The organism is Herbaspirillum frisingense GSF30, from assembly GCF_000300975.2.
In the GTDB taxonomy this organism is placed as follows: domain Bacteria; phylum Pseudomonadota; class Gammaproteobacteria; order Burkholderiales; family Burkholderiaceae_D; genus Herbaspirillum; species Herbaspirillum frisingense.
Map to the genome: position 1 here is coordinate 66606 of NZ_AEEC02000005.1, position 22474 is coordinate 89079.

General features: G+C 65.2%; 18 protein-coding genes. 6 read left to right on the plus strand and 12 right to left on the minus strand.

Annotated elements, in window-relative coordinates; genetic code table 11:
• Positions 1 to 41: 41 nt before the first annotated feature.
• Both HFRIS_RS05210 and chrA read right to left on the minus strand, forming a co-directional pair.
• Positions 42 to 341 (minus strand): hypothetical protein, encoded by a 300-nt coding sequence (locus HFRIS_RS05210; protein ID WP_006462202.1) that lies wholly within the window; start codon positions 339 to 341, stop codon positions 42 to 44.
• Positions 342 to 436: 95 nt separating this feature from the next.
• A complete protein-coding gene (gene chrA / locus HFRIS_RS05215; protein ID WP_006462203.1) occupies positions 437 to 1663 on the minus strand; it encodes a chromate efflux transporter in 1227 nt (408 codons plus the stop codon).
• Positions 1664 to 1924: 261 nt separating this feature from the next.
• On the opposite strand from chrA, the gene HFRIS_RS05220 reads away from it, so the two are divergent.
• Together HFRIS_RS05220 and HFRIS_RS05225 are read left to right on the plus strand one after the other, a co-directional pair.
• A complete protein-coding gene (locus HFRIS_RS05220) occupies positions 1925 to 4144 on the plus strand; it encodes a TonB-dependent siderophore receptor (RefSeq protein WP_039874488.1) in 2220 nt (739 codons plus the stop codon).
• A complete protein-coding gene (locus HFRIS_RS05225) occupies positions 4144 to 5457 on the plus strand; it encodes a PepSY-associated TM helix domain-containing protein (RefSeq protein WP_006462207.1) in 1314 nt (437 codons plus the stop codon). The genes HFRIS_RS05220 and HFRIS_RS05225 overlap by 1 nt, the downstream gene beginning before the upstream one ends.
• Here HFRIS_RS05225 and HFRIS_RS05230 read toward each other — a convergent pair.
• The 5 genes from HFRIS_RS05230 to HFRIS_RS05250 all read right to left on the minus strand — a co-directional run bounded on the left by HFRIS_RS05230 (position 5391) and on the right by HFRIS_RS05250 (position 10430).
• Positions 5391 to 5600 (minus strand): DUF4880 domain-containing protein, encoded by a 210-nt coding sequence (locus tag HFRIS_RS05230; RefSeq protein WP_006462209.1) that lies wholly within the window; start codon positions 5598 to 5600, stop codon positions 5391 to 5393. The genes HFRIS_RS05225 and HFRIS_RS05230 overlap by 67 nt on opposite strands.
• An 82-nt stretch (positions 5601 to 5682) precedes the next feature.
• On the minus strand, positions 5683 to 6240 hold the full coding sequence (locus HFRIS_RS05235) for an RNA polymerase factor sigma-70 (RefSeq protein WP_006462210.1): 558 nt from the start codon (positions 6238 to 6240) through the stop codon (positions 5683 to 5685).
• Between the two features lie 24 nt (positions 6241 to 6264).
• Entirely contained in the window at positions 6265 to 8700 is a 2436-nt protein-coding gene (locus HFRIS_RS05240) for a TonB-dependent siderophore receptor (protein WP_006462211.1), read from the minus strand.
• A 135-nt stretch (positions 8701 to 8835) separates the two neighbouring features.
• Entirely contained in the window at positions 8836 to 9885 is a 1050-nt protein-coding gene (locus HFRIS_RS05245) for a FecR family protein (protein WP_006462212.1), read from the minus strand.
• Positions 9886 to 9908: 23 nt separating this feature from the next.
• Positions 9909 to 10430: a sigma-70 family RNA polymerase sigma factor gene (locus HFRIS_RS05250; RefSeq protein WP_006462213.1), complete on the minus strand. Its 522-nt coding sequence runs from the start codon at positions 10428 to 10430 to the stop codon at positions 9909 to 9911.
• Between the two features lie 352 nt (positions 10431 to 10782).
• On the opposite strand from HFRIS_RS05250, the gene HFRIS_RS05255 reads away from it, so the two are divergent.
• A complete protein-coding gene (locus HFRIS_RS05255; protein ID WP_006462214.1) occupies positions 10783 to 11481 on the plus strand; it encodes an HAD-IA family hydrolase in 699 nt (232 codons plus the stop codon).
• A gap of 108 nt (positions 11482 to 11589) precedes the next feature.
• Complete coding sequence (locus HFRIS_RS05260) at positions 11590 to 13212, plus strand: ABC transporter substrate-binding protein (RefSeq protein ID WP_006462215.1); 1623 nt, start codon at positions 11590 to 11592, stop codon at positions 13210 to 13212.
• 56 nt (positions 13213 to 13268) lie between these two features.
• On the opposite strand, the gene HFRIS_RS05265 is transcribed toward HFRIS_RS05260, so the two are convergent.
• The 4 genes from HFRIS_RS05265 to HFRIS_RS05280 form a co-directional block, all read right to left on the minus strand.
• Entirely contained in the window at positions 13269 to 14972 is a 1704-nt protein-coding gene (locus tag HFRIS_RS05265) for a putative bifunctional diguanylate cyclase/phosphodiesterase (protein ID WP_161625965.1), read from the minus strand.
• A gap of 25 nt (positions 14973 to 14997) precedes the next feature.
• Positions 14998 to 15366: a response regulator transcription factor gene (locus HFRIS_RS05270; protein WP_006462217.1), complete on the minus strand. Its 369-nt coding sequence runs from the start codon at positions 15364 to 15366 to the stop codon at positions 14998 to 15000.
• A gap of 197 nt (positions 15367 to 15563) precedes the next feature.
• Positions 15564 to 16229, minus strand: coding sequence for a response regulator transcription factor (locus HFRIS_RS05275; protein ID WP_006462218.1), 666 nt, complete (start codon positions 16227 to 16229; stop codon positions 15564 to 15566).
• Positions 16226 to 17302: a sensor histidine kinase gene (locus tag HFRIS_RS05280; protein WP_006462219.1), complete on the minus strand. Its 1077-nt coding sequence runs from the start codon at positions 17300 to 17302 to the stop codon at positions 16226 to 16228. The genes HFRIS_RS05275 and HFRIS_RS05280 overlap by 4 nt, the downstream gene beginning before the upstream one ends.
• A gap of 321 nt (positions 17303 to 17623) precedes the next feature.
• Between HFRIS_RS05280 and HFRIS_RS05285 the strand changes: the two genes are divergently transcribed.
• A complete protein-coding gene (locus tag HFRIS_RS05285) occupies positions 17624 to 19144 on the plus strand; it encodes an aminotransferase-like domain-containing protein (protein WP_006462220.1) in 1521 nt (506 codons plus the stop codon).
• On the opposite strand, the gene HFRIS_RS24485 is transcribed toward HFRIS_RS05285, so the two are convergent.
• Entirely contained in the window at positions 19108 to 21897 is a 2790-nt protein-coding gene (locus HFRIS_RS24485) for a bifunctional diguanylate cyclase/phosphodiesterase (protein WP_006462221.1), read from the minus strand. The genes HFRIS_RS05285 and HFRIS_RS24485 overlap by 37 nt on opposite strands.
• A 289-nt stretch (positions 21898 to 22186) precedes the next feature.
• Between HFRIS_RS24485 and HFRIS_RS05295 the strand changes: the two genes are divergently transcribed.
• A complete protein-coding gene (locus HFRIS_RS05295) occupies positions 22187 to 22423 on the plus strand; it encodes a hypothetical protein (protein WP_006462222.1) in 237 nt (78 codons plus the stop codon).
• The last annotated feature ends 51 nt before the right edge of the window (positions 22424 to 22474 follow it).

A 22474-nucleotide genomic window follows, 5' to 3' on the forward strand; every position in this document is an offset into this window, starting at 1 on the left:
CGGGATAGGCCATGACGGCCGGCGGCCGCCAGTGGCGACGTTCAGTGGGCGGCGCTGCGATCGGCCAGCATCAGGTATTCGGCATGCAGGTGGGCCGCTTCCAGCACCTTGCGGTATTTGTCCCGGTCGGCCGGGACGCCGGCGAGTTCATGCTGCAGCAGCTGTCCGATGATCTCGCTGGCCTCGGCCGCTTCGGTGCCGGCCGTCTGCATCGCCAGCAGGCAGTTCCTGACGGTGGCGCGCACCAGTTCGGCGACCGGTTCATCCTGTTCGGACATGTCGCACAGCCGGACGATGATGCCCAGATGGCGGCGTGCGATGCTCATGGCGTTGGTACACATGGTTCCCTCCTTATCGTGGATTCACGATAGGACGGCAACCACGCGCACGCCATCAGGGGTTTCCTGATTGCAAGCCCGGCAACAGCAGCCAGGCTTCAGAGCGCCTGCAGCAGGACCCCGCCCAGCGCCAGGATCACCACCACCGCCAATGGCGGCAGGCGCCAGGCCATCAGCAGCACCATGCCGGTCACGGCCAGCGCAAAATCGCGGGCATTGAACACTGCACTGGTCCACACCGGGTTGTAGAGCGCCCCCGCCAGCAGGCCGACTACGGCGGCATTGGCCCCGCGCATGGCGGCCTGGGCCAGCGGCCGTTGCCGGAAGTCGTCCCAGAACGGCAGCGCGCCCAACAGCAGCAGGAAACCCGGCAGGAAGATCGCCAGCAGGCACAGCACGGCACCTGCCACGCCATTGGGGAAGGCATGCATCACCGTGCCGAGGTAGGCAGCAAAGGTAAAGAGCGGTCCCGGTACCGCCTGCGCGGCACCATAGCCAGCCAGGAAGACATCGTTGGAGACCCAGCCGGGGCCGACCACTTCGGCCTGCAGCAAGGGCAGCACCACATGTCCACCGCCGAAGACCAGTGAGGCCGACCGATAGAAGGCATCAAACACCGAAACAGCATGTAGCCCGGACCACGTCGCCACCATCGGCAAGCCGACCAGCAACAGCAGGAAAGCAGCCAGGCAGGCCAGGCCGACACCGCGCGACACGCCGAATCCCAATTGCCCCCGGCGGGTCACGGCAAGGTCGCGACAGAACAACAAGCCGGCCACGGTACCAAACAGGATGGCGGCGATCTGGCCCACGGCACTGCCAGCGCCGACCACGATCATCAACGCACCCAGCGCGATGCTGATGCGCTGGCGGTCGGGCGTGATGGTGCGCGCCATGCCCCAGACCGCCTGGGCCACCACAGCCACGGCCACGATTTTCAGACCGTGCAGCAGACCGGTACCGAGGACACCCGACATGCTCCCAGCGACCAGGCCAAAGACCAGCAGCAACAGCGCCGATGGCAAGGTGAATGCCGCCCAGGCTGCCAGGGCGCCCCACGGGCCGCCACGCAACAGGCCCAGGGCGAAACCGACCTGGCTGGACGCCGGGCCGGGCAGGAACTGGCACAGCGCGACCAGATCGGCATAGCTGCTTTCACCAATCCAGCGGCGGCGCACCACGAGCTCGTCGCGGAAATACGCCAGGTGCGCCACCGGCCCTCCAAATGAAGTCAGCCCCAGCTTGAGGAAAACATGCAGTACCTCGCCGGCACTGCCGCGTGCTGCGCGGTCATCCTGGGATATCGGGTCTTCGTCGTGCGTCATTGCGCAAGAACTCACTTTCTGCATCTCGATGGTGTCTGCACCCCGCAGGCTGCGGTGTCGGCAGGCTGGCTATCATAATGCAGTCGCTCGAACCTACCAACCTACCAATGCCGTGTGCAGGCAGCGGATAGGCGGTGCCGTGTTTCGCCGCACGGACTCCCTCCTAAACACAAACACTTCTCATTCGTCTATCAGAGAGCGCGCCATCCGGCACGCGCCAGCCCGGCTGGCGATCCCTCCTTGCGTATTTCGCTCTCGACCATGACCAACCGATATAACAACAAGCTCCCTTGCTCTCCCCTGCGCCCCCGCCTGCTGGTGCAGTCCCTGCGACTGGCCCTGCTCGGGTTATCGGCAACTTCCTCCGCCTGGGCGCAGAACGACCCTGCCAGCACGGCCCTGCCGCAGGTCACCGTCACCGCCACCGAAGAAGAAAAGGCCACCGGTCCGGTGCACGGCTTCGTCGCCCGGCGCAGCGCCACCGCCACCAAGACCGACACCGCCATCACCGAGACCCCGCAATCGATCTCGGTGGTGACCGCCGACCAGATCGCCACCCAGCAGGCGCGCACCGTGGCCGAGGCCCTGGGTTATACCAGCGGCGTGCAGGTGTCCACGGGAGCATTCGCCATCGTCGATACGGCTTCGCTGCTGCGCGGCTTTGCGCTCAACAATGGCGGTTCTTTCTATCGCGATGGCATGCTGACCTCGTCCAACGCCAGCTACAGCCGCTATGCGCCCGAGCCCTATGGGCTGGAGCGCATCGAATTGCTGCATGGCCCGGCCTCGGTGATGTTTGGCCAGAATTCGCCGGGCGGGCTGATCAACGTGGTCTCCAAGAAGCCGACCACCACCGCGCTACACGAACTGCAGGTGCAAGTGGGCAGCTTCGACCGCAAGCAGGTGGCCGGTGATTTCGGCGGCGCCCTGGATGCCGCCGGAGTCTGGTCCTATCGCCTGACCGGCCTGGCGCGCGACGCCGGCACCCAGGTCGACGGGACCGTGGACCGCCGCCTGTTCCTGGCGCCGGCCATCACCTGGCGACCGGACGAGCGTACCGAATGGACCGGCCGCTTCGAATACCAGCGTAGTGAAGGCCTGTCCAACAACCTGTTCCCGGCCAGCGGCACGGTCAGCCCCAATCCGAACGGCCAGATTCCCACCAGTACCGCGCTGGGACGCACCGGCGACAACAACGAGCGCTACGAGAACTGGTCGCTCAGTTCGCTGTTCTCGCACCAGTTCAACGAGGTCTGGAGCTTCCGCCAGAACCTGCGCTACACCGACTACAACGGTACCCGCAACAACCTGCGTTTCGCCGCCTTCTTCCCCGCCACGCAGTCGGCGGTGGCGGCGCTGCAGCGCTGGCGCCTGGGGACCGACTCCAATACCTTCACCGCCGACCACCAGTTGCAGGCGGACTTCGGCACCGGCCCGCTCAGGCACAAGGTCTTGATGGGCCTGGACCTGCACCATACCGCCGGTACCGTGCGCGGCTACGTCAGCCCCAATACTGCGGCCGGCTATGTGTTCTCCAACATCTACACCACCAGCTACGGCAACCTGCCGGCGGTGGCCGAGAACTACAACCTGCGCACCCAGGATGACCAGATGGGCCTCTACCTGCAGGACCAGATCAGGATAGGCGAGCGCTGGATCCTCTCGGCCGGGCTGCGCCACGACCGCTCCGACCAGAAGGTGAGCAATGCCATCGCCCGTACCGTCACCGACCGCAGTGACCGCGCCAATACCCGCAACCTCGGCCTGGTACATGAGATGGCGGGAGGCTTCTCGCCCTACCTGAGCTATACCGAGTCCTTCACGCCCACCACCGGCCTGAGCTATGGCGGTGACATGCTCAAGCCGGAACGGGCCAAGCAGTACGAGACCGGGATCAAGTACGTGCCACCGGGGACCAATGCGCTGTTCACCCTGGCAGTGTTCGACCTGCGCCGGCAGAACGTGGCTACCGCCGATCTGGCCCACGCCGGCTACTCGATCCAGACCGGGGAGGCGCGCTCGCGCGGGGTGGAACTGGAAGGCAAGATGTCGCTCGCTGATGGGTTGAACCTGACCTCCAGCTACAGCTATACCGATGCCAAGGTCACCAGCAATACCTCCAGCAGCAGCGCCACCAGCACCGTGGGCAAGGCCTTGCCTGGGGCGGCCCGTCACAATGCCGGCGTTCTGGTGGACTATGGCTTCCAGCGTGGCGCCATGGCCGGCGCCCATCTCTCGGCCGGGGTACGTTACATCGGTCGCTCCTATGGCAATGCCCTCAACACCTTCGAAACCCCGGCGGTCACCTTGCTGGACTTCGGGGCGAGGATGGACCTGGGTCGCATCAACAGCGAGTGGCGCAATATCGAGCTGGCGCTCAAGCTCAACAACGTGACCGACCGGGTCTACGCGTACTGCTCCGAACTGTGTGAATACGGCGCCCGTCGCACCGGACTGCTCCAGTTGACCACCCGATGGTAATGCGCCCCCCCCTGGCCGGCCGGGCCAGCGCCTGGCTGTGCCGCCACGCACCTGACCGCCACACGCTGGTCCTGTTGCATCGCTGGAACGGCCTGGTGCTGGCCCTGTTCCTGCTGGTGGCCAGCCTGACCGGTAGCCTGCTGGCCTTCGAGGACGAGCTCGATCTGTGGCTGGCGCCGGAGCTGCATCTGGCGCATCCGGCCCCGGGCCAGCTGGCCTCGGCCATGCTGGACCCGTACGCGCTGCGCGAACGGGTGGCGCTGGCGCTGGGGCCACAGGCCGATGTCAGCCAGTTGATCCTGCATCCGCAAGCGGGTCATACGGTACGTTTCCTGGTCGGCCCGGCCATCGACCGCGCCACCGGCCAGCCCTTCCGGCTGGGGTATGACGAAGTCCTGGTCAATCCCCATACCGGGGCGATCCAGGGGCTGCGGGACCGCCAGAGGATCAGCCTGGAACGGTCGGCACTGATGCCGCTGGTGTTCAACCTGCACCACTCGCTGGCCTTGCCGCGCGTGGCCGGGGCCTTGGTGATGGGGGTGGTGGCCACGCTGTGGACGCTGGACTGCCTGGTCGGCATGATCCTGACCTGGCCACGGGGTCGACCTTTCCTGGCGAAATGGAAGCCGGCCTGGCTGGTCAAGTGGCGGGCCGGTTTCTATCGCGTCAATCTCGACCTGCATCGCGCCTTCGGCCTGTGGTGTTGGGTGTTGCTGCTGATGCTGGCCTGGTCCAGCGTGATGTTCAACCTGCGCGACCAGATCTATCTGCCGGTGATGTCGCGCCTGCTGCCCTTCGATTACAGTTGGCGCCCCGCGCCGCCCCTGGCCAATGCATCACCACTGACGGCGGGGCCACCGATGTCCTGGCCGCAGGCGCATGCCATGGCACGCCGGGCCATGGCCGGTTTCGCCAGCGAACGCGGACTGCAGATCGACTTCGAGGAAAGACTGAATTACGACCGCCGGCGCGGGGTGTATGCCTACATGGTGCACAGCAATGCCGACCTGCGCAGCGACGTCGGCAATACCGGACTGCTGATCGATGCCGCCAGCGGCCAGGTGCGCGGCCACTGGCTGCCGACAGGCGACCGCAGCGGCAATACCTTCAGCAACTGGCTCGGCGCGCTGCACATGGGCCATGTGTTCGGACTGCCCTGGCGCATCGCGCTGGCTTTGCTGGGATTGGCGGTGAGCCTGTTGACGGTGACCGGCGTGGTGATCTGGTGGAAGAAGCGCGACGCGCGTCAGCCACGCTCCCCGGGGGCGGGAATGAAGCCCAGCGCCAGCCACAGGGTGCGGGCTTCGCGATAGGCGGCCAGATGGGCGGGGTCGGCCTGCAGCCATTGCTGCAGGGCCTGCTGTTCAGGCTCGTCGAGCCCGTCCTGTTCGTGCTCGCGCATCACCCAGGAGACGGCGGTCTGCCACGACAGGGAAGAAGCGGAAGGCTGGGACATGGAGGACGGATCGATGGGACGAGGCGCAAACACCGGAAAAAAACACGCCACCCATCAGGGCGGCACGAGTGCGCATCATAGCCTATCGCTCCGTCCCATGACAGGTCGCGCCGGCTTGCAGCTGCGCGCGGCAACTGTCCATGGCGTCACGGATCAGGAAGTTGACCAGGGTGGCCGATATTCCCAGTTCAGCGGCGATCTCGCGCTGGCTCATGCCGCCCAGCCGATACAGCTCGAACGCCCGGCGCGTGCGCGGCGGCAGGCTGGCCAAAGCGTGGCTGATCAGCGCCAGCGTCTGGCGGCTGATGGCGATGGCTTCCGGCCCCTGAGCCTCTTCGTGAACGGCCTGGCCCTCTTCCTCGACGGCGAAGACATCGCTCTCGAAGGCGCTGCGGCGATGACGATCGATGGCCAGGTTGCGCACGATGCGCAGCAGGTAGGCCGAGGGCTGGCGGATATCGAACCCGGCCGGGACTTCGCTGATCTTGAGGTAGGCATCCTGCACCACGTCCTCGGCGCGATGCGGACAGCCCAGGATGCGCAGCGCCGCATCACGCAGACGCCGCCTTTGGCCGATGAAATGCTCGCGCAGGTCCGATGCAGTCGCATCGTGGTGAGGTATTGCCTGCCTGTCTTGCATGGTGATGGGTCCCCTTTCCTCTGGCTACCAGCGATAGCGGGCGCTCAAGAGCGCCATCCGTTCTTCGGCCCAGAAGCAGGTCAGGGTCGGCTCGGCCAGGCAGGAGGTACTCTGGCGGTTGGTCAGGTTGCTGATGTTGAGCGCATAGCGCCAATGCCCCTGGTCCAGCCGCAGCATGGCGTCCAGCAGCAGTACGGCGGCATTGCGCACGCTGTTGTCGGCATTGGCGTAGTTGCGACCGACATAGCGCACGCCCCCTCCTATCCCCCAGCCGGACCACACCGGGCCTGGGCTGTAGTCCAGCCACAGGCTGGCTGCATGACGTGGCACCAGCACCGGCGACTTGCCTTGCAAGGCGGGATCGACATGGCGCGTGTTGATGGCCTGGGTATACGCGTAGGCGGCCGCAATGTTGAGACCTGGGTGCAGCCTGCCCTTGGCCTCCAGTTCCACCCCGCGCGAGCGGACCTGGCTCTGGGTGAGGTAGGCATTGGCGTGTTGCGGGTCGGCGGTGAGCACGTTGTCCTTGCTGACCTGGTAGAGCGCGGCGGTATAGAGCAGGCGCTGCCCCTGTGGCTGGAACTTGAGACCGACTTCCAGTTGCCGTCCGTAGGCTGGTGCAAAGGGCTGGCCCGCGGCGTCCTGGCCGGCCTGCGGCAGGAAGGCGGTGCTGTAGTTCAGATACGGCACCAGAGCGGGGTAATGGGTCCAGGCCAGGCCCAGGCGATGGCTCCAGGCCTGGGCGCGGCTATCCAGGCGGGACGGCCCGATGTCGTTGCGAGTGCTATCGGTGACGCGATCATGGCGACTACCCAGGGTCCATACCCAGGCGCCATCGCGGATCTGGTCCTGGACATAGACGCCGGTCTGGCGCATCTCTTCATGCAATTGCGCATAGAGGGTGGAGGCCAGCGCTATGGGCATGCCATAGACCGGCTGCGCCAGGTCCAGCGCGGGCGCGGTTCCCCGGTAACGTTGCTCGTCCTGACGCATCTGCATCAGGTCCAGCCCCAGCAGCACGGTATGGTCGAGCGGCCCCTGTTGCCAGCGGCCTTGCAGGCGGGTATCGATCTGGGTGCTGGTCAGTTGCGTCTGGTATCGGGCGCTGCTGCGCGAGAGCACGCTGCCGCTCAAGCTGCCCGGGTTGAGGACCGAGTAGTCCGACCGCAGCGCCGCGTGGCGGAAATTCTGCTGCAGGCGCCAGGTCGCATCCAGCCGCTGATCCAGCATCCAGCCCAGCGACCATTGCTCGCCCCGCTGATGATCCGTACCGGGGTCGCCTACCAGCGTATGAGTCAGGCTGCCGTCGGGACGTACCGCCGTCCAGCGGCCGCTGCCACTGCGGTCGCGCAGGTAGTCGGCCAGCAGGATCAGATGGCTGTCGCCGCCCAGCTGCAGCTTCAGCGAGGGCGCCAGGTACAGACGATCGTTGGGCACGGCACTGCCATTGCCGTAGCTGAACTGGGTATTGCTGTCCAGCGCCAGGCCCACCAGACGGCCCTGTACCCGGCCTGCATCGTCCAGGGTAGCGCTCAGGTCGGCCGCCAGCTGGCGCCGCTGGAAGCTGCCGATACCGGCCTGTATCTCGTTGGGCGCATCGTCTCCGGCCACCTTGCTGATACGGTTGACCACCCCGCCCGGATCGGCCTGCCCGAAGCTGGCCGACGCCGCTCCCCGCAAGACTTCGACCCGTTCCAGCCCGTATGCCTCGGTGCGGAACGTGCCAAAGCCGGCCACCGGCTGGCGCAGGCCATTGAGGTAGTTGCTGGTGTTCTGGGCATTGATGAAACCGCGCAGGTTGAAGTAGTCGTAGCCGCGTGGATCGACGCCATGCGTTTCGGTGTTGGCGCCGGGCATGTAGCGCAGCACGTCGAGGATGCTGTCCGCGCCGCGTGCTTCCATTTCGGCACGGGTGACGACCGACAGCGATTGGGCGATCTCCAGCAAGGGGGTGACGGTGCGGGTGGCGCTCTGGCTAGCGGCAACGGCGTAGCCCTCGCTGCCCTCGGCGAACTCGGCCTGTTCGCCACGACCGTCGATGATGACGTCCTTCAGACGTTGCGTCTGCTGGCGCACCGGCATGGGCGCGCCGCCTTCACCCATGCCGGTGCGCCATTGCAGGCCATAGCTGCCATTGGCGGCACGTACCGCCTGCAGGCCGCTACCTGCCAGCAACTGCGCCAGGCCATCCTCCACCGCCAGCGTAGCGGCCAGCGCCACTACCTGCCGGCCCTGCACCATGTCCGGCGCATACGACAGGGTGATGCCAGCCTGGCGGGCGAAGTGGTTCAGGGCCTGTTCCAGCGGTCCGGCGGCGATCTCGTAATGGCGTCGGTCCTGCGCCATGGCCTCGGCCGGCCACAAGCCCAGGCCGCCGAGGGCCAGCAGCAGCGCCGTCAGCGCCATGCGCGTGATGCCGGCGGTGCGGGAGTTCAGGGACAGGAATGGAGTGGAGGGCATGCGCAAGCGGTTCGATTCGTCGGGCTACACTGGGATGCCGAACGAGTTCGCCAAAACCCGTAAGCGGAAGCGAAAAAAATCCGGCCCGTCCCGATCAGCCCGCGCGGCGCACTGCCTGGCCCGCTGCCTGACTCACTAGCCGGCCGCCGCCAGCCGCACCCAGAACCGTGTGCGTCGCTGCACGACCACCGGCAGTGTCCGGGCCAGCGAGTCCAGGGCTGCGTCGCTGTCCTGCAACTGGAAGACGCCGGACACCCGCAAGTCGGCCACCGCCGGATCGCACAGCAGCCAGCCATGGCGATAGCGGGCCATCTCGGCAAGCAGGTCGTCCAGCCGCATCTGGCGCGCCACCAGGGTCTGTTCCAGCCAGGCCGTGGGGTCCATGGCGGCCGTCACGATGGCCTGGCGCGCCAGTTGCCCCTGCGCATCGATCTCGACCATCTCACCGGGGAAGATGACCTCGCGCATGCCGCTGGCCGTCTGCACCGCCACCTGCCCCTCGATCACCGTGAGCCGGGTACTCTGCGCCTGCTGGCGCACATCGAAACGCGTCCCCAGTGCCTGCAGCAGCGCTTGCCCAGTCCTGACCCGCAAGGGTCGATACTGCGCGGCCTGGGCATCCTTGCCGGTATCGACGAAGATTTCACCCTGGCGCAGCACCAGCAGCCGCTGCTCCTCGTCGAAACGGACCTGGATGTGGGAATCAGTGTTGAGCGCCAGATGGGTGCCGTCGCTCAGGCTGAGCCGACGCTGGGCGCCGGTGGCGGTGGTGTAGCCATCGGCCTGCAGCAGCTCCGGCAGGTCCAGCAGGCCCGCCTGGCGCGCCGCCAGCGACGCCACGGCCAGTCCCCCCAGACCCAGTGCGACACCGCCCAGCCAGCGACGGCGTGACTGCCGCGCCTGCCGGCTGCGGGACAGTCGCTTGAGTGGTCCCTGCCATTGACCGGCCGGAACCGGCAGGGCCACCAGGCGCTGGAACTGTTCTTCAGCAGCCATCAGATCACGCCATACCTGCGCATGACAGGGGTCGGCACGACACCAGTGCTCTATCTGCGCCTGCAGGTGGGCATCCACACCGTGGCGCCCGGCGTCAGCCCGCAAGCGGACCAGCCAGGCGATGGCCTGGTCGAGGACCAGGGGATCGACTGCGGGCGTGTTGGAGCTGGCTGGCGGCGAGGCAGGCATGGCGCGGGCACAAATGCAGGCGGCTAACCCTGCAGCGACTGCCGCATCAGGTAGCAATGGCGAATCGCGGCGGCCATGTATTTCTCCACGCTGCTCAGCGACACCCCCATGCGGGTGGCGATCTCGGGATAGCTCATCTGCTCCAGGCGCGACAGCAGGAAGGCCTCGCGCGCCCGGGCGCCCAGGCCTTCGAGCATGGCGTCGATGGCCGCCAGCAGTTCGATGAGCAGCATCCGCGCTTCCGGTGAGACCACCTCCGGCTCGGGCAGACTGGCGATGGCCTGCAGGCAGGCACGCTCCACCTCGTCGCGGCGCACCTTGTCCACCACCAGTCCGTGCGCGATGCGGCTCAGCCAGGCACGCGGTTCCCGCACCTCATCCAGCGCACGTGGCTTGCCGAGCACGCGCAGGAAGGTGTCCTGAGCCAGGTCGGCGGCGTCGAAACTGCTGCCCACCCTGCCCCGCAACCATTGCTGCAGCCAGCGATGATGCTCGCGATAAAGCATCTGGAAGCGCTCGGCATCGGCGAGGGGCGGGACGGACATGGCGGTGACAAGAATTGACTTAGATAATAATAATTCTCATTTTAATCTGGTATATGAAGTTTTACAACGCGCGCCAGGCCCGCTGCATGCGCTGCCTGCGTCGTGCGCTGCACGTACATCATCGATCTCCCTCTCCATCCCGACCGCGCATCATGCGGGTTTTGACAAATCGGCAGCAGTCGGACTGTCACAACATGCCGTTGCGACCGTGCAGAAAAAAATTCTGTGCGGTTTGCTCACCCCACTTCGGAAGAAAGCTCGGCCATTGCTCCGTATGCTCAGGTTGTCGCACCTGTTTTCATCTGCAGTCATCTCTCCCCCTCCCATCGCCACCTACTTTCTGGAGCAGGACATGTCTTTGCAGCACTTCAAGGTACTCACGTTTGATGTCGTCGGCACGCTTATCGATTTCGAGGGAGGCATGCTGGCCTACCTGCGCGAGGCGGTTCCCGACAGCAAGATCTCCGACGAAGATTTTCTGACGGCCTACCGCGCCGCGCGCAGTGATGGCAATACCGGTTGGTATCCGGACGACCTGGAGCGCTGCTGGCATGTCATTGCGCCCGGTCTGGGCCTGCCCGACAGCGCCGAACTGGCTCGCGGCCTGCGCGATTCGGTCGCGCGCTGGCCCGCTTTCCCCGATTCAGTACAGGCGCTGCAACGCCTGCGCAAGCATTTCAAGCTGGTCACCATGACCAATGCGCAGAGCTGGGCGCTCCAGCATTTCTCCCGCACCCTGGGGGAGCCCTTCGATCTGCTATTGAGCTGCGACGATGCCTTGTGCGAGAAGCCTGATCCGCAATATTTCGCCTATGCGCGTGGCCGCTTCGAAGGCCAATGGGGCTATCGCACGGCCGACAACCTGCATGTGGCGCAGAGCCAGTACCACGATATCGGCGTCTCCAAGCGTCTGGGCATCACCACCTGCTGGATCGAGCGTCGTCACGACAAATCCGGTCCGGGCGGCACGATAGCCTCCCAGCACACCGTTCCCGACTACCACTTCCATACCTTGGCCGAACTGGCCGATGCCGTCGACGCCGGCCGTTAAGCCTCGCCCTCTGGCCCGACCAGAGGTCAGCAGTTCATCCGGGAACAGGCCAGCCGCTGCGCGCGGCCGACCGATGTCCTCACGCTTCAACCACCAGGGAGTTGCACCATGGACGACAACAGCAAGAACAACAACGAGCTTCTCCTCAGCGCCAGCGACACTGCCGGCCTGATGGAATGCATGAAACGCGGCGCCAGCCGACGCGATATTCTCAAGATGCTGCTGGCAGGCGGCATGCAGGCGACATTGGCGGGCGGCCTGGCCAGTAGCGCCATCACTGCCTATGCCCAGACGCCACGGCGTGGCGGCCGGCTGCGGGTTGGCGGCGATACCGCCTCGGTCAGCGATACGCTGGACCCGGCCAAGCAGTCCAACAAGACCGATTATTCGCGCGGCACCATGCTCTACAACGGCCTGACCGTACTGGATGCCACGCTCACGCCGCAACCGGCGCTGGCCGAATCCTTCAGCAGCAAGGATGCCAAGGTATGGGTATTCAAGCTGCGTCGTGGCGTCACCTTCCACGACGGCAAGCCGCTGGCGCCGGCCGACGTCGTGTTCTCGCTGATCCGGCACAAGGACCCGGCCACCGCCTCCAAGGCCAAGACCCTGGCCGACCAGATCGACAGCGTCAAGGAGACCGGCCCCAATGAAGTGACCGTTACCCTGGTGGCGCCCAATGCCGATCTGCCGGTGATCGTCGGGACCTTCCACTTCCATATCGTCAAGGCCGGCACCACGGATTTCAGCGCGGGCATCGGCACCGGCCCTTACAAGCTCAAGGAATTCAACCCGGGCATCCGTTCGGTGGTGGTCCGCAACGACAATTACTGGATTCCCGGCAAGCCCTATCTGGACGAGATCGAGTATGTCGGCATCGGCGATGAGAGTGCGCGCGTCAATGCACTGCTCTCGGGCGGGATGGATCTGGTAGCGAACCTCAATCCGCGCTCCATCGAACGGGTCAAGGGCAGTCCCGGCTTTGCGGTACTGGAAACGCAGTCGGGCGCCTACACCGACCTCATCCTGCGCAAGGATGTGGGTCCCGGCAGCAATCCGGATTTCGTGCTGGCCATGAAGTATCTGATGGACCGCGAACTGATGCGCAAGAACATCGCCCGTGGTCATGCCGTGCTGGGTAACGACCAGCCCATCGACCCCACCAACCGGTTTTTCCTCGCTGGTCTTCCACAACGCCAGATGGACCTGGACAAGGCAAAGTACCATCTGCAGAAATCCGGCGTGAGCGGCAAGGTGCCGATCGCCTGTTCGGTGGCAGCAATGTATTCGGTCGATATCGCCACGGTGATGCAGCAAACCGCGCAGCGCATCGGGCTGGAACTGGAACTCAAGCGCCTGCCGCCGGAGGGTTACTGGTCCAACCAGTGGCTCAACAACCCGGTCGGATTCGGCAACGTCAACCCACGTCCAAGTGCCGATGTGTTGCTGACGCAATTCTTCCAGTCCCAGGCGGCGTGGAACGAATCACGGTTCAAGAGCGAGAAGTTCGACCAGTTGCTGACCGCGGCCCGGGCAGAGATTGATCTGGGCAAGCGCAAGCAGATGTATGGCGACATGCAGACCCTCATCCATGAACAAGCCGGCATCGGCATCCCGATGTTCCTGGCCAGCCTGGACGGCTACAGCAGCAAGCTCAAAGGCCTCTCGCCCATCCCGCTGGGGGGCATGATGGGATATTCCTTTGCCGAGCATGTCTGGCTGGACGCCTGAGCAAGACTTGCGGTGATCCGGGGCGCGTCGCCTGCAAGGGGCGCGCCCTGTGACCTTCAGGCCGCCGCTTCTTCGCGCATCTGGCCGATCACGAAACCCAGCAGCTGCGGCTCCGCCAATGGGCGGCTGTAGAAGTAGCCCTGGATTTCATCGCAACCCAGGCGCTTGAGCCATTCGCGCTGCTGCACCGTTTCCACGCCCTCGGCAATGACCTTGATGTCCAGCGTATGGCCCAGGCCGATGACCGCCTGCACGATGGCAGCGTCCTGCGAACTGGGGCGTAGCTGGCTGACAAAGGAGCGGTCGACCTTGAGCTTGTCGATGGGGAAGCGTTTCAGGTAGGCCAGGCTGGAATAGCCGGTGCCGAAATCGTCGATCGACAGCTTCAGTCCCAGTGCACGCAGTTCGTGCAAGAGTTGCACGGCGGCCTCGGTATGCTCCATGACGGCGCCTTCGGTGATTTCCAGTTCCAGGCAGGCGGGATTGATGCCGGTGCGTGCCAGCAGCGCCTGCATGCGCGCCAGGAAATCGGGGTGGCCGAAGTGGCGCGCCGAGATGTTCACGGCCACCACCATGTCGCGTCCGCTCAGGTTGCGCAGCGCGTGGATCTGGGCACAGGCACGTTCCAGCACCCATTCCCCGATGGCGATCACCAGGCCGGATTCCTCGGCCACGGGGATGAAATCGCCCGGCGGCACCAGCTGGCCCTGGCGACGCCAGCGCACCAGCGCCTCGAATCCGACCAGGCTGCCGTCCTGCAGCGATTGCTGGGGTTGCAGGTGCAGTTCCAGTTCGTTGCGTTCCAGGGCGTGTACCAGTTGGGCCTCCAGTTCGACCCGGGCCACCGCTTCGGCGTTGAGCGCTTCCGAATAGGCCACCAGCATGTTGCCACCCTGTGCGCGGGCCGATTGCAGCGCGGCGTCGGCATTGCGCAGCAGTTGCACGGCGTCGCCGCCATGACGCGGATACTCGGCCGCTCCCAGGCTCAGGTTGGAATAGACTTCGTGGGCGCGGCAGCTGAAAGGCCGCTGCATGCCGGCCTGCAGGGCCACCAGCGCCCGCGAGAAATCCTCGGAGTCCGCATGGTGGCGATACAGGATCACGAAATTGGCGCCATCCAGGCGGAAGACCTCGCCATGATAGGCCCCGGCAATGCTGCGCAGACGGGATGCGATATCGGTGATCATGGCGTCGGCGAATTCATGGCCGTAGGCGCCGATGACCCGTTCGAAGCGATCGACGCTACCCAGCACCAGGGTATGGCCGCGGCCACGCAGGTGCAGCACGCGGTGTTCCAGCGAGCGGCGGTGCGCCAGACCGGTCAGCGGATCGTGCGCTGCCTGGTGTGCCAGCGCGTCTTCGGAGCGGAAGCGGGCGCGGATGTGATACATCATGAACAGCGCCGTGGCCAGTGCCAGCAGATTGAACCAGTGCACCAGACGGGCGATGCGGTTCAGGTTCAGATCCACCATGCCGCCCTCGCGCAGCAGTTCGGTCACGTCATGCATGCCCATGCCATTGAGGGTCCAGTGCACCAGGGGATCGGCGGCATGGCGGATGTTTTCCACGGTGTTCTGCATGACCATGGACAGGCTGGCGCCGCACGCCACGACCAGGGTAAGCAAGAGGTAGATGGGCCAGCGTGAATGACGGGCCAGGCGTTGCCGCAGGCTGATCTCCTGGGCTGCCGGTGCGATTGCGGTCACCAGACTGCGCAGGCTGTCTTTCCAGCGGCGTGGCATGGCTTGGGTCTGCTGCATCAGATTTTCCATCTTCCCCCCCGGGTCATTGCTTGAGTAGAGTTTCCACCGTCTGCAGCATCTCGTCGCCATCGAAGGGCTTGCCGAGGAAGGCCGAGCGGCCGGCCGCCACCACCCGCGCCGCTACCGCCACGGTGGGATACGACGTGATTACCACCACCGGCATGGCCAGTTGGCGGCCGCGCAGCCATTCCAGCAATTCCACGCCGCTCATGCCGGGCATCTGGACATCGGTGACGATGCAATCCATGGCTTCATAGGCTTGTTCGGCGACAAAGTCGTCGGCGCTGGCGTGACATTGCACCGTCCATCCCATTGAGCGCATCAGCGCCGAGAGGGCCTCGCGCATGGAGGCGTCATCATCGATTACGGCAATCTTGCTTGGCTGGTTCACTGCATTCCCTTGGCGATGCCGGCTCGAAGCGCCGGCCTGTCTTCTGCATCCGCATGGATGAGACGAATTCTTGATTGCAGGTTATCAAGCCCGGGCCGGGGCGGGAATCATACATTGGTATGAGCGGGGGTAAGACGGGCGCCGACACGCCATTCGGCCTGGCCGGCCGGCGCCCTGCCGTGGCATTGCGCCAGGCTTCAGGCGCGCGGCTTGAGCCCTTGCTGCTCCAGGGCCTGACCCATGCGCACCAGGTCGGCGAAGGAACGTGCCTGCATCTTCTTCATGGCGTGGCCGCGATGGATCTTCACCGTCACCTCGCTGGTGCCAAGCTCTCCGGCGATCTGCTTGTTCAGGAGCCCGCTGACGGCCAGCCACATGACTTCGGCCTCGCGCGGCGTCAGGCTGGCATAGCGTGCCTGCAGGCCGGTACGCGCCAGGCGCTGCTCCAGCTGCAGCCGGTCCTTCTCGTGGGCGGTGGCCACGGCGTCCAGCAAGTCCTGCTCGCGGAAAGGTTTGGTCAGGAAATCGATGGCACCGGCCTTCATGGCCCGCACGCTCATGGGGATGTCGCCATGGCCAGTCATCAGGATCACCGGCATGTCCACGCCGCTGCGCACCAGTTCGGCCTGCACATCCAGCCCGCTCACGCCCTGCAGACGGACATCCAGCAGCAGGCAGGATGGACTGCTCTGGATCGGACGCTGCTGGAATTCGATGGCACTGGCATAACCGAACACCTGCAGGCCCACCGAGCGCAGCAGGCTGTCCAGCGCCTCGCGCAGGGCCGGGTCGTCGTCGACGATATATACCACCGGCACCGCGGGTGCGGACTCGGCAGCGGCTACGCGCGCCACCGAACTCATTGTTCATCTCCCTGGATCGGCGGCAGCTGGACAGTCATCAAGGCTCCTTGTGGCTTGCGATGGGCGGCGACGATGCTGCCGCCTAGCGATTCGAGGATGGAGCGGCAGATCGCCAGACCCATGCCCATGCCCTCTTTCTTGGTGGTGAAGAAGGCGGCGAACAACTTCTTGAGCTGCTCTTCGCTGAATCCGGGACCGTTGTCGGCCACTTCGATAAAGAGCATGCCTTCCGGCGTGAGGCCGCAACGCACTTCGATCACCGGCGCAATGGTTCGCGCCTCGTGCATGGCCTGGGCTGCGTTCATGACCAGATTGATCAGCACCTGCTGCAATTGCACCTTGTCGGCCAGCACGGCCGGCAATCCCGTCGGCAGGTCCAGCCTCAACTTCACATGCAGGCGCTGCAATTCGCGGCCCAGCAGGTCGCAGCTTTCCGCGCTGATCTGGCTCACATCCAGCGGCACGAAGGTCGGAGCCGAGGGCCGCGCCATGCTGCGGATGCGCTGGATCACCTCGCTGGCCCGTTTGGCGTTCTGCTGCATGGCATCGACCGCGCGTCGCACTTCCTCCAGTACCGGTTCCTCACGGTTGAGCCAGCGCAGGCCGGCCTGGCCGTGGGTGACGATGGCCGCCAGCGGCTGATTGACTTCGTGGGCGATGGTGGCGGTGAGTTCACCCAGGGTGCTCACCCGACTGGCGTGGGCCAGCTGGCTGCGGGCCTGGTTCAGGGCTTCTTCCCGTTGCAGCAGGGCAATGGTCGCATCCTGCCCCTTGACGGCCAGAAATCCGGTAATGGCGATGGCGGCCAGACTGACCAGGCAACGGGTCAGGGCCGCCTCGTCCTTGAAGAAACCATGGGAGATCAGATAAGCGAGCAGAGTCAGGCCCATGCAGAACAGCATCACGGCGATCACGCCGCGCCGTGGCCAGATCCAGACCGACATCAGCACCACGCCGACGTAGAGCACGGCAATGGCCACGTCCAGCTCGGTGAGTGCATCCACGGCAAAGATCGCTACCGTCAGTGCCGCGGCCGCGGCCGGTACTGCCGGCGAACGATTGAATCGGTACATACTGCTCCCCCCTGCTGGCTTGCCTGTTTTTATGTGGACCGGTTGTGGTCCCTGAATGATGGTCAGGACCGCGGATGGCGATCCTTCCTTCCGGACGCGAGTATATAACCTGCAGGGCGGACAAAGCACATGTATTACACCAAAGTATAGGGTGCCCATCGGATGAAAACCGGCCGCTGGCGCAGGCCTGGAGCGGGGCCGCTCTCATGGCATGGGGAAGCGTGGGTGAAACCGGCAAGCGTCCATACCTTCGTATGATTGGCGTCCTGACAGCGCGGTCCTAGGATGCGTCCATCCGATTGCTTTGCTACGGGAAAACCCATGAAGCTCTACGAAACCCTCGCCGACACCATCCGGCGCCAGATCCAGGAAGGCGTGATGCTGCCGGGCGAGAAGATTCCTTCCGTCCGTCGCGCCAGCCAGCAATACCACCTGAGCATTTCCACGGTGATCCGGGCCTTCCTGCTGCTGGAGAGTCAGGGACTGATCGAGAGCCGCCCGCAGTCGGGCTATTTCGTACGCATGCGCCAGGCAGCGGCCTGCCCGCCCGGCCCCGTGCCGATACCGGCGCGCCCCGCTTGCCTGCCAGTGCCACCTGCGGATGCCACGCCGGCAGCGCTGGTGCTGCACAATCTGCGCTCCATCAACTGCAATGCCCGCATCCCGCTGGGTTCGCCCTACCCCGACCCGGCGCTGTTCCCGTCGGCGCGCATCACGCAGCTGGCACAGGGCTTCTACAAGCGCCGCGAACAGCGCGAACTGATCGGCACCTTGCCACCCGGCAACCTCGACCTGATCCGCCAGATCGCGCGTCGCCATCTGGAGACCGGACTGCCGGTCCAGGCCAGCGAAATCATCATCACCCAGGGCGCCACCGAAGCCCTGCAGCTGTGCCTGCAGGCCATCGCCCGGCCGGGTGCGGCCATCGCCGTGGAGTCTCCGACCTACTACGCCCTGCTGCACGCCATCGAACGTGCGGGCATGCGCGCCCTGCCCATCCCGACCGATCCCGGCCAGGGCATCGACCTGCCTTCGCTGGACCGTGCCCTGGCCAGTGGCGAGGTGGCCGGTGCGGTGGTGATGAGCAACTTCCAGAATCCTCTGGGCTACCTGATGCCAGACTCGCGCAAGCAGGCGCTGGTGCGACTGATGGCTTCCTACCAGTTGCCGCTGGTGGAAAACGACGTCTATGGCGAACTGCACTACAGCGACCAGCGCCCACGCCCGGCCAAGAGCTACGACGAGCAGGGACTGGTGTTGTATTGCAGTTCCTTCTCCAAGAGTCTCACCCCGGAGCAGCACATCGGCTGGACCATGCCGGGCCGCTATCGGCAGGCCGTGGAGCAGCTCAAGTTCCTCAACACCGTGAGCATGCCCACCCACCCCCAGCGGGCGGTGGCGGAATACCTGCAGAACGAGGGCTATGATTTCCATCTGCGGCGGCTGCGCAAATTGCTGATGCAACGCGAACGCATCATGCGTTCGGCGGTGTTGCGGTTCTTCCCCGCCGGCACCCACTGCTCGCAGCCGCAGGGGGGCTATCTGCTGTGGGTCAGCCTGCCGCGCTCGGTGCGGGCAATCGAACTGCACGCGCGCGCCCAGGAGGCCGGCATCAGCGTGGCGCCGGGTGACATGTTCAGCAGCGATCCGGCCTTCCATCACTGCATCCGCCTGAACTACAGCTTCCCGTGGGAACGCGACGTCGAAGCAGCCGTGCGCACCCTGGGTGAACTCTGTCACGACATAGTCGCCAGCGCAGGCCGTGCCGAGCGGGAGATGCAAGCGGGACTGAGCACTATGGCCTTTCAGCCGCCCGCCACCGGACTGATCAGCGCCAGATGAATGCTGCGCGGCGCGCCGGTACCGGGTTCGCCGCCCTCCGAATGGCCCGGCGCGGCCAGCGTCACGCCCATCCGCAATTCCTCCAGCGGCATGGGCTTGCCGAACAGATAGCCCTGGAAACCGGCACACCCCAGGCGACGCAAGGCCGCCCACTGCTCGCTGGTCTCCACCCCTTCCGCGACCACCTCCAGCCCCAGGCCTTGCGCCAGGTTGACGATGGTCTGCACGATGGACCAGGCATGCGGCGTCTGCAGCATGTCCTGCACGAAGGATCGATCGATCTTCAACTGGTCCAGCGGCAATTTCTTGAGATAGCTCAGTGACGAATAGCCCGTACCGAAATCATCCAGCGAGAAGCCAAGGCCGGTCTCCTTGAGCATGGCCATGCGCGTGATGAGCGTATCGACGTCGGTGAGCAGCATGCTTTCGGTCAGCTCCAGCTTGAGCCGGCGCGGATTGGCACCGGTGCGCTCCAGGATGTCCAGCACACATTGCGCGAAGTCAGGCTGGCGGAACTGGCGCGCGCTGACATTGACCGCGATGGTCAGGTGCGCCGTCTTCGCATCGCCAGCCCAGGCGGCCAGCTGCTCGCAGGCGGTGGTCAGTGCCCATTGTCCGAACTCCACGATCAGGCCGGCCTTTTCCGCCTGGCCGATGAAGGCCGCCGGATACACCATCCCGCGTTGCGGATGCTGCCAGCGCATCAGCGCCTCTACACCGGCGAGGCTGCCGTCGGCACGCACGATGGGCTGGTAATGCAGGCGCAGTTCGCGCCGTACCAGGGCGTGACGCAGATCGTTTTCCAGCATCGCCATCTGGTCCAGCACTTCCTGCATGGAGGGACAGAAGAAGCGATAGGTATTGCGCCCGGCGGCCTTGGCCTCGTACATCGCCATGTCGGCCTGGCGCAGCAGGTCATTGACGGTATGCCGGCCGGCTCCGAACAGCACCACCCCCAGGCTGGGCGTACTGCGCACCTCACTGCCCTGCAGTTCGTAACCGGCATTGAGCGCGGTGAGGATCTTGCGGCAGACGCATTCGGCATTGTTCTCCGCTTCCTCGATCTGGCTGCCCAGGTTTTCCAGCAGGATGACGAATTCATCCCCACCCAGCCGGGCCACGGTATCGATTTCGCGCGTGACCTGCTGCAGGCGCATGGCCACCAGTTCCAGCAGGCGATCACCGGTATCGTGACCCATGGTGTCGTTGAGGCCCTTGAAGTTGTCCAGGTCGACGAAGATCACCGCGCCATACTGCCCGGCGCGGGCATAGCGCGCTACCGCCTGCGACAGGCGATCCAGCAGCAGGCGCCGGTTGGGCAGATCGGTCAGGCCATCGTAATAGGCCAGGCGCGCAATCTCCTCCTCGGCCGCCTTGCGTGCGCTGATGTCCATGCGCGTGCCCACCATGCGCAGCGGACGGCCGTGCGTATCGCGCTCGACCAACTTGCCGCGGCACTGAATCCAGACCCAGTGACCTTCCTTGTGGCGCATCTGGTATTCGGCCTCGAAGCAATGGCGACTATCGGCCAGATGCAGGCGCAAGGCGTGATCCAGGGCCGCCATGTGTTCCGTGTTGACCAGCGTGCGCCATTCGCCGGGGGCGTCGAACTGGCGCTCGGGCGGATAACCGAGCATGGCACTGGCCCGCCCGTCGACGCTGCGCGTATCGGCCTGGATATGCCAGTCCCACAGGCCCAGATTGGCGCCGGACAAGGCCAGTTCCATGCGTTCGTTCATTTCCGCATGCTGCAGCTCGCGCTGGTGGGTGAGCACCTGCACCGCACGCCGCCGTCCCTGCAGCAACGCCAGCACCAGCGCCGCCGCCAGGGCGAACAGCAGCCACATGAGCAGGAATGAATGTGCCGGCTCATGCCAGCCGGCATTGATATGGTCGACGCTACGCGAGAGGCTGATGACCAGGGTCTTGTCCAGCCCCAGCTCGCGGCTGGTGATGGTCCGCTGCACCATCATGCGCGCCTGGCCCTGGGCGTCCTTGCCGGTCTGTACGCTGGTGATCTCGCCACTGCGCAGATGCTGGCGCAGGAAATCGTCCGGTCCCGCGCGGCCCTGCCCGGCCTGACGCATCTGCGCCGCATTGGCCGGCACGAACAGCAGGCGCCGCCCGTCTTCGCCGGTGATGGCAATGCTCATGTCGTCCGCGTAGAGCGCCGAACGCATCACGGCATCGAAGTATTCCGGATTGAGGATGGCGCTGACCGCGCCCTCGACGCGGCCATCGGCCGTGGTGATGGGCAGCGACAGCTTGATGTTGAACACGCCCGGCGTATTTTCGAAGGGCTGCGAGACATACATCACCTGCCCCGACGACATGCGCGGGATCTGCGAGAGGAAATCGCGGTCGTCCAGACGGCGATCGGCGATGTCGTCGGCCGAGCGCACGATATGGCCGCTGCCATTGAGCACCACGATGGCGCGCACACCCGGCATGGCGCGCTTGAGCGATTGCAGCAGCAGGCTCTGGCAATCCGCATGACAGCTGGCACCGTCGGCCTGGGCATTGCGGGCACTCTCCAGCGCATTGCGCACGCCCTGGAACTGATGGGCCAGATTTTCTTCGATGATGCGGGCCTGGGTCTGCATGCGGGTGGTCTCGTCGGCATGGATCAGACGTCGCTCGGACCACACGAAGTTGGCGATCAGCAAGGCCGAAAAACCCAGTGCGGCCGCATAGGCACACCATTCGATCATGGTGCGACTGTAGCCATCGCCTCCCTGCCTGTTGGTTCTCATGATGCGGTTCCTTCCTCACGCCATTGCGGGCGCCATTGGGTCGATTGGAACGCAGTCTAGGGTCGGCACCACGGGCGCGGTACATACACAGCCCGTCAGCCAGGGGGAACACAGTTCGCAGTCGCGGAAAAACCACCACAACAGCCGCAAAAGCAGTACAGATGCGGCCCTGCGCGCTACAGCACAGCACGCCATGGTGTGGCGCGCAGGCCGCAGGCTTTCTATCCTGCGTCCATCCCGGCTGTTCCAGGCCCGCGCCAGATGAAGGGAAACCGACTACGGAGGAAGAATGGATATCGAAGTGATGGGGCAATACGAGATCGTGCTGGAGGCGTTTTCCAACCTGTCCAATACCGGTTGGATGCCTTTCGTCACCATCTACCGCGGCCGTTCCAGTTCGCGCCGCAGTATCTGCGTGGTCCAGCGGCAGCGTGTGGAGACCAATCTGCCGGCCCACAGCCGCGAACAGGCCATTGAAGCCGCACGGGCGTTCGCGGCGCAGCGCATTGGCAACGGCCGGCTCTAGGGCCTTTACGGATTCATCTATACATTCCGGGCGTTGTGCCCGATGACATGG

Bases quoted from the DNA above. Each gene is read 5' to 3' on its own strand.
- HFRIS_RS05235 (WP_006462210.1), bottom strand. From the start codon at position 6,240: ATGCAAGACAGGCAGGCAATACCTCACCACGATGCGACTGCATCGGAC.
- HFRIS_RS05230 (WP_006462209.1), bottom strand. From the start codon at position 5,600: ATGTCCCAGCCTTCCGCTTCTTCCCTGTCGTGGCAGACCGCCGTCTCC.
- HFRIS_RS05285 (WP_006462220.1), top strand. From the start codon at position 17,624: ATGAAGCTCTACGAAACCCTCGCCGACACCATCCGGCGCCAGATCCAG.
- HFRIS_RS05260 (WP_006462215.1), top strand. From the start codon at position 11,590: ATGGACGACAACAGCAAGAACAACAACGAGCTTCTCCTCAGCGCCAGC.
- HFRIS_RS24485 (WP_006462221.1), bottom strand. From the start codon at position 21,897: ATGAGAACCAACAGGCAGGGAGGCGATGGCTACAGTCGCACCATGATC.
- HFRIS_RS05220 (WP_039874488.1), top strand. From the start codon at position 1,925: ATGACCAACCGATATAACAACAAGCTCCCTTGCTCTCCCCTGCGCCCC.
- HFRIS_RS05240 (WP_006462211.1), bottom strand. From the start codon at position 8,700: ATGCCCTCCACTCCATTCCTGTCCCTGAACTCCCGCACCGCCGGCATC.
- HFRIS_RS05295 (WP_006462222.1), top strand. From the start codon at position 22,187: ATGGATATCGAAGTGATGGGGCAATACGAGATCGTGCTGGAGGCGTTT.
- HFRIS_RS05245 (WP_006462212.1), bottom strand. From the start codon at position 9,885: ATGCCTGCCTCGCCGCCAGCCAGCTCCAACACGCCCGCAGTCGATCCC.
- chrA (WP_006462203.1), bottom strand. From the start codon at position 1,663: ATGACGCACGACGAAGACCCGATATCCCAGGATGACCGCGCAGCACGC.
- HFRIS_RS05210 (WP_006462202.1), bottom strand. From the start codon at position 341: ATGTGTACCAACGCCATGAGCATCGCACGCCGCCATCTGGGCATCATC.
- HFRIS_RS05225 (WP_006462207.1), top strand. From the start codon at position 4,144: ATGCGCCCCCCCCTGGCCGGCCGGGCCAGCGCCTGGCTGTGCCGCCAC.
- HFRIS_RS05250 (WP_006462213.1), bottom strand. From the start codon at position 10,430: ATGTCCGTCCCGCCCCTCGCCGATGCCGAGCGCTTCCAGATGCTTTAT.
- HFRIS_RS05265 (WP_161625965.1), bottom strand. From the start codon at position 14,972: ATGCAGCAGACCCAAGCCATGCCACGCCGCTGGAAAGACAGCCTGCGC.
- HFRIS_RS05255 (WP_006462214.1), top strand. From the start codon at position 10,783: ATGTCTTTGCAGCACTTCAAGGTACTCACGTTTGATGTCGTCGGCACG.
- HFRIS_RS05275 (WP_006462218.1), bottom strand. From the start codon at position 16,229: ATGAGTTCGGTGGCGCGCGTAGCCGCTGCCGAGTCCGCACCCGCGGTG.
- HFRIS_RS05280 (WP_006462219.1), bottom strand. From the start codon at position 17,302: ATGTACCGATTCAATCGTTCGCCGGCAGTACCGGCCGCGGCCGCGGCA.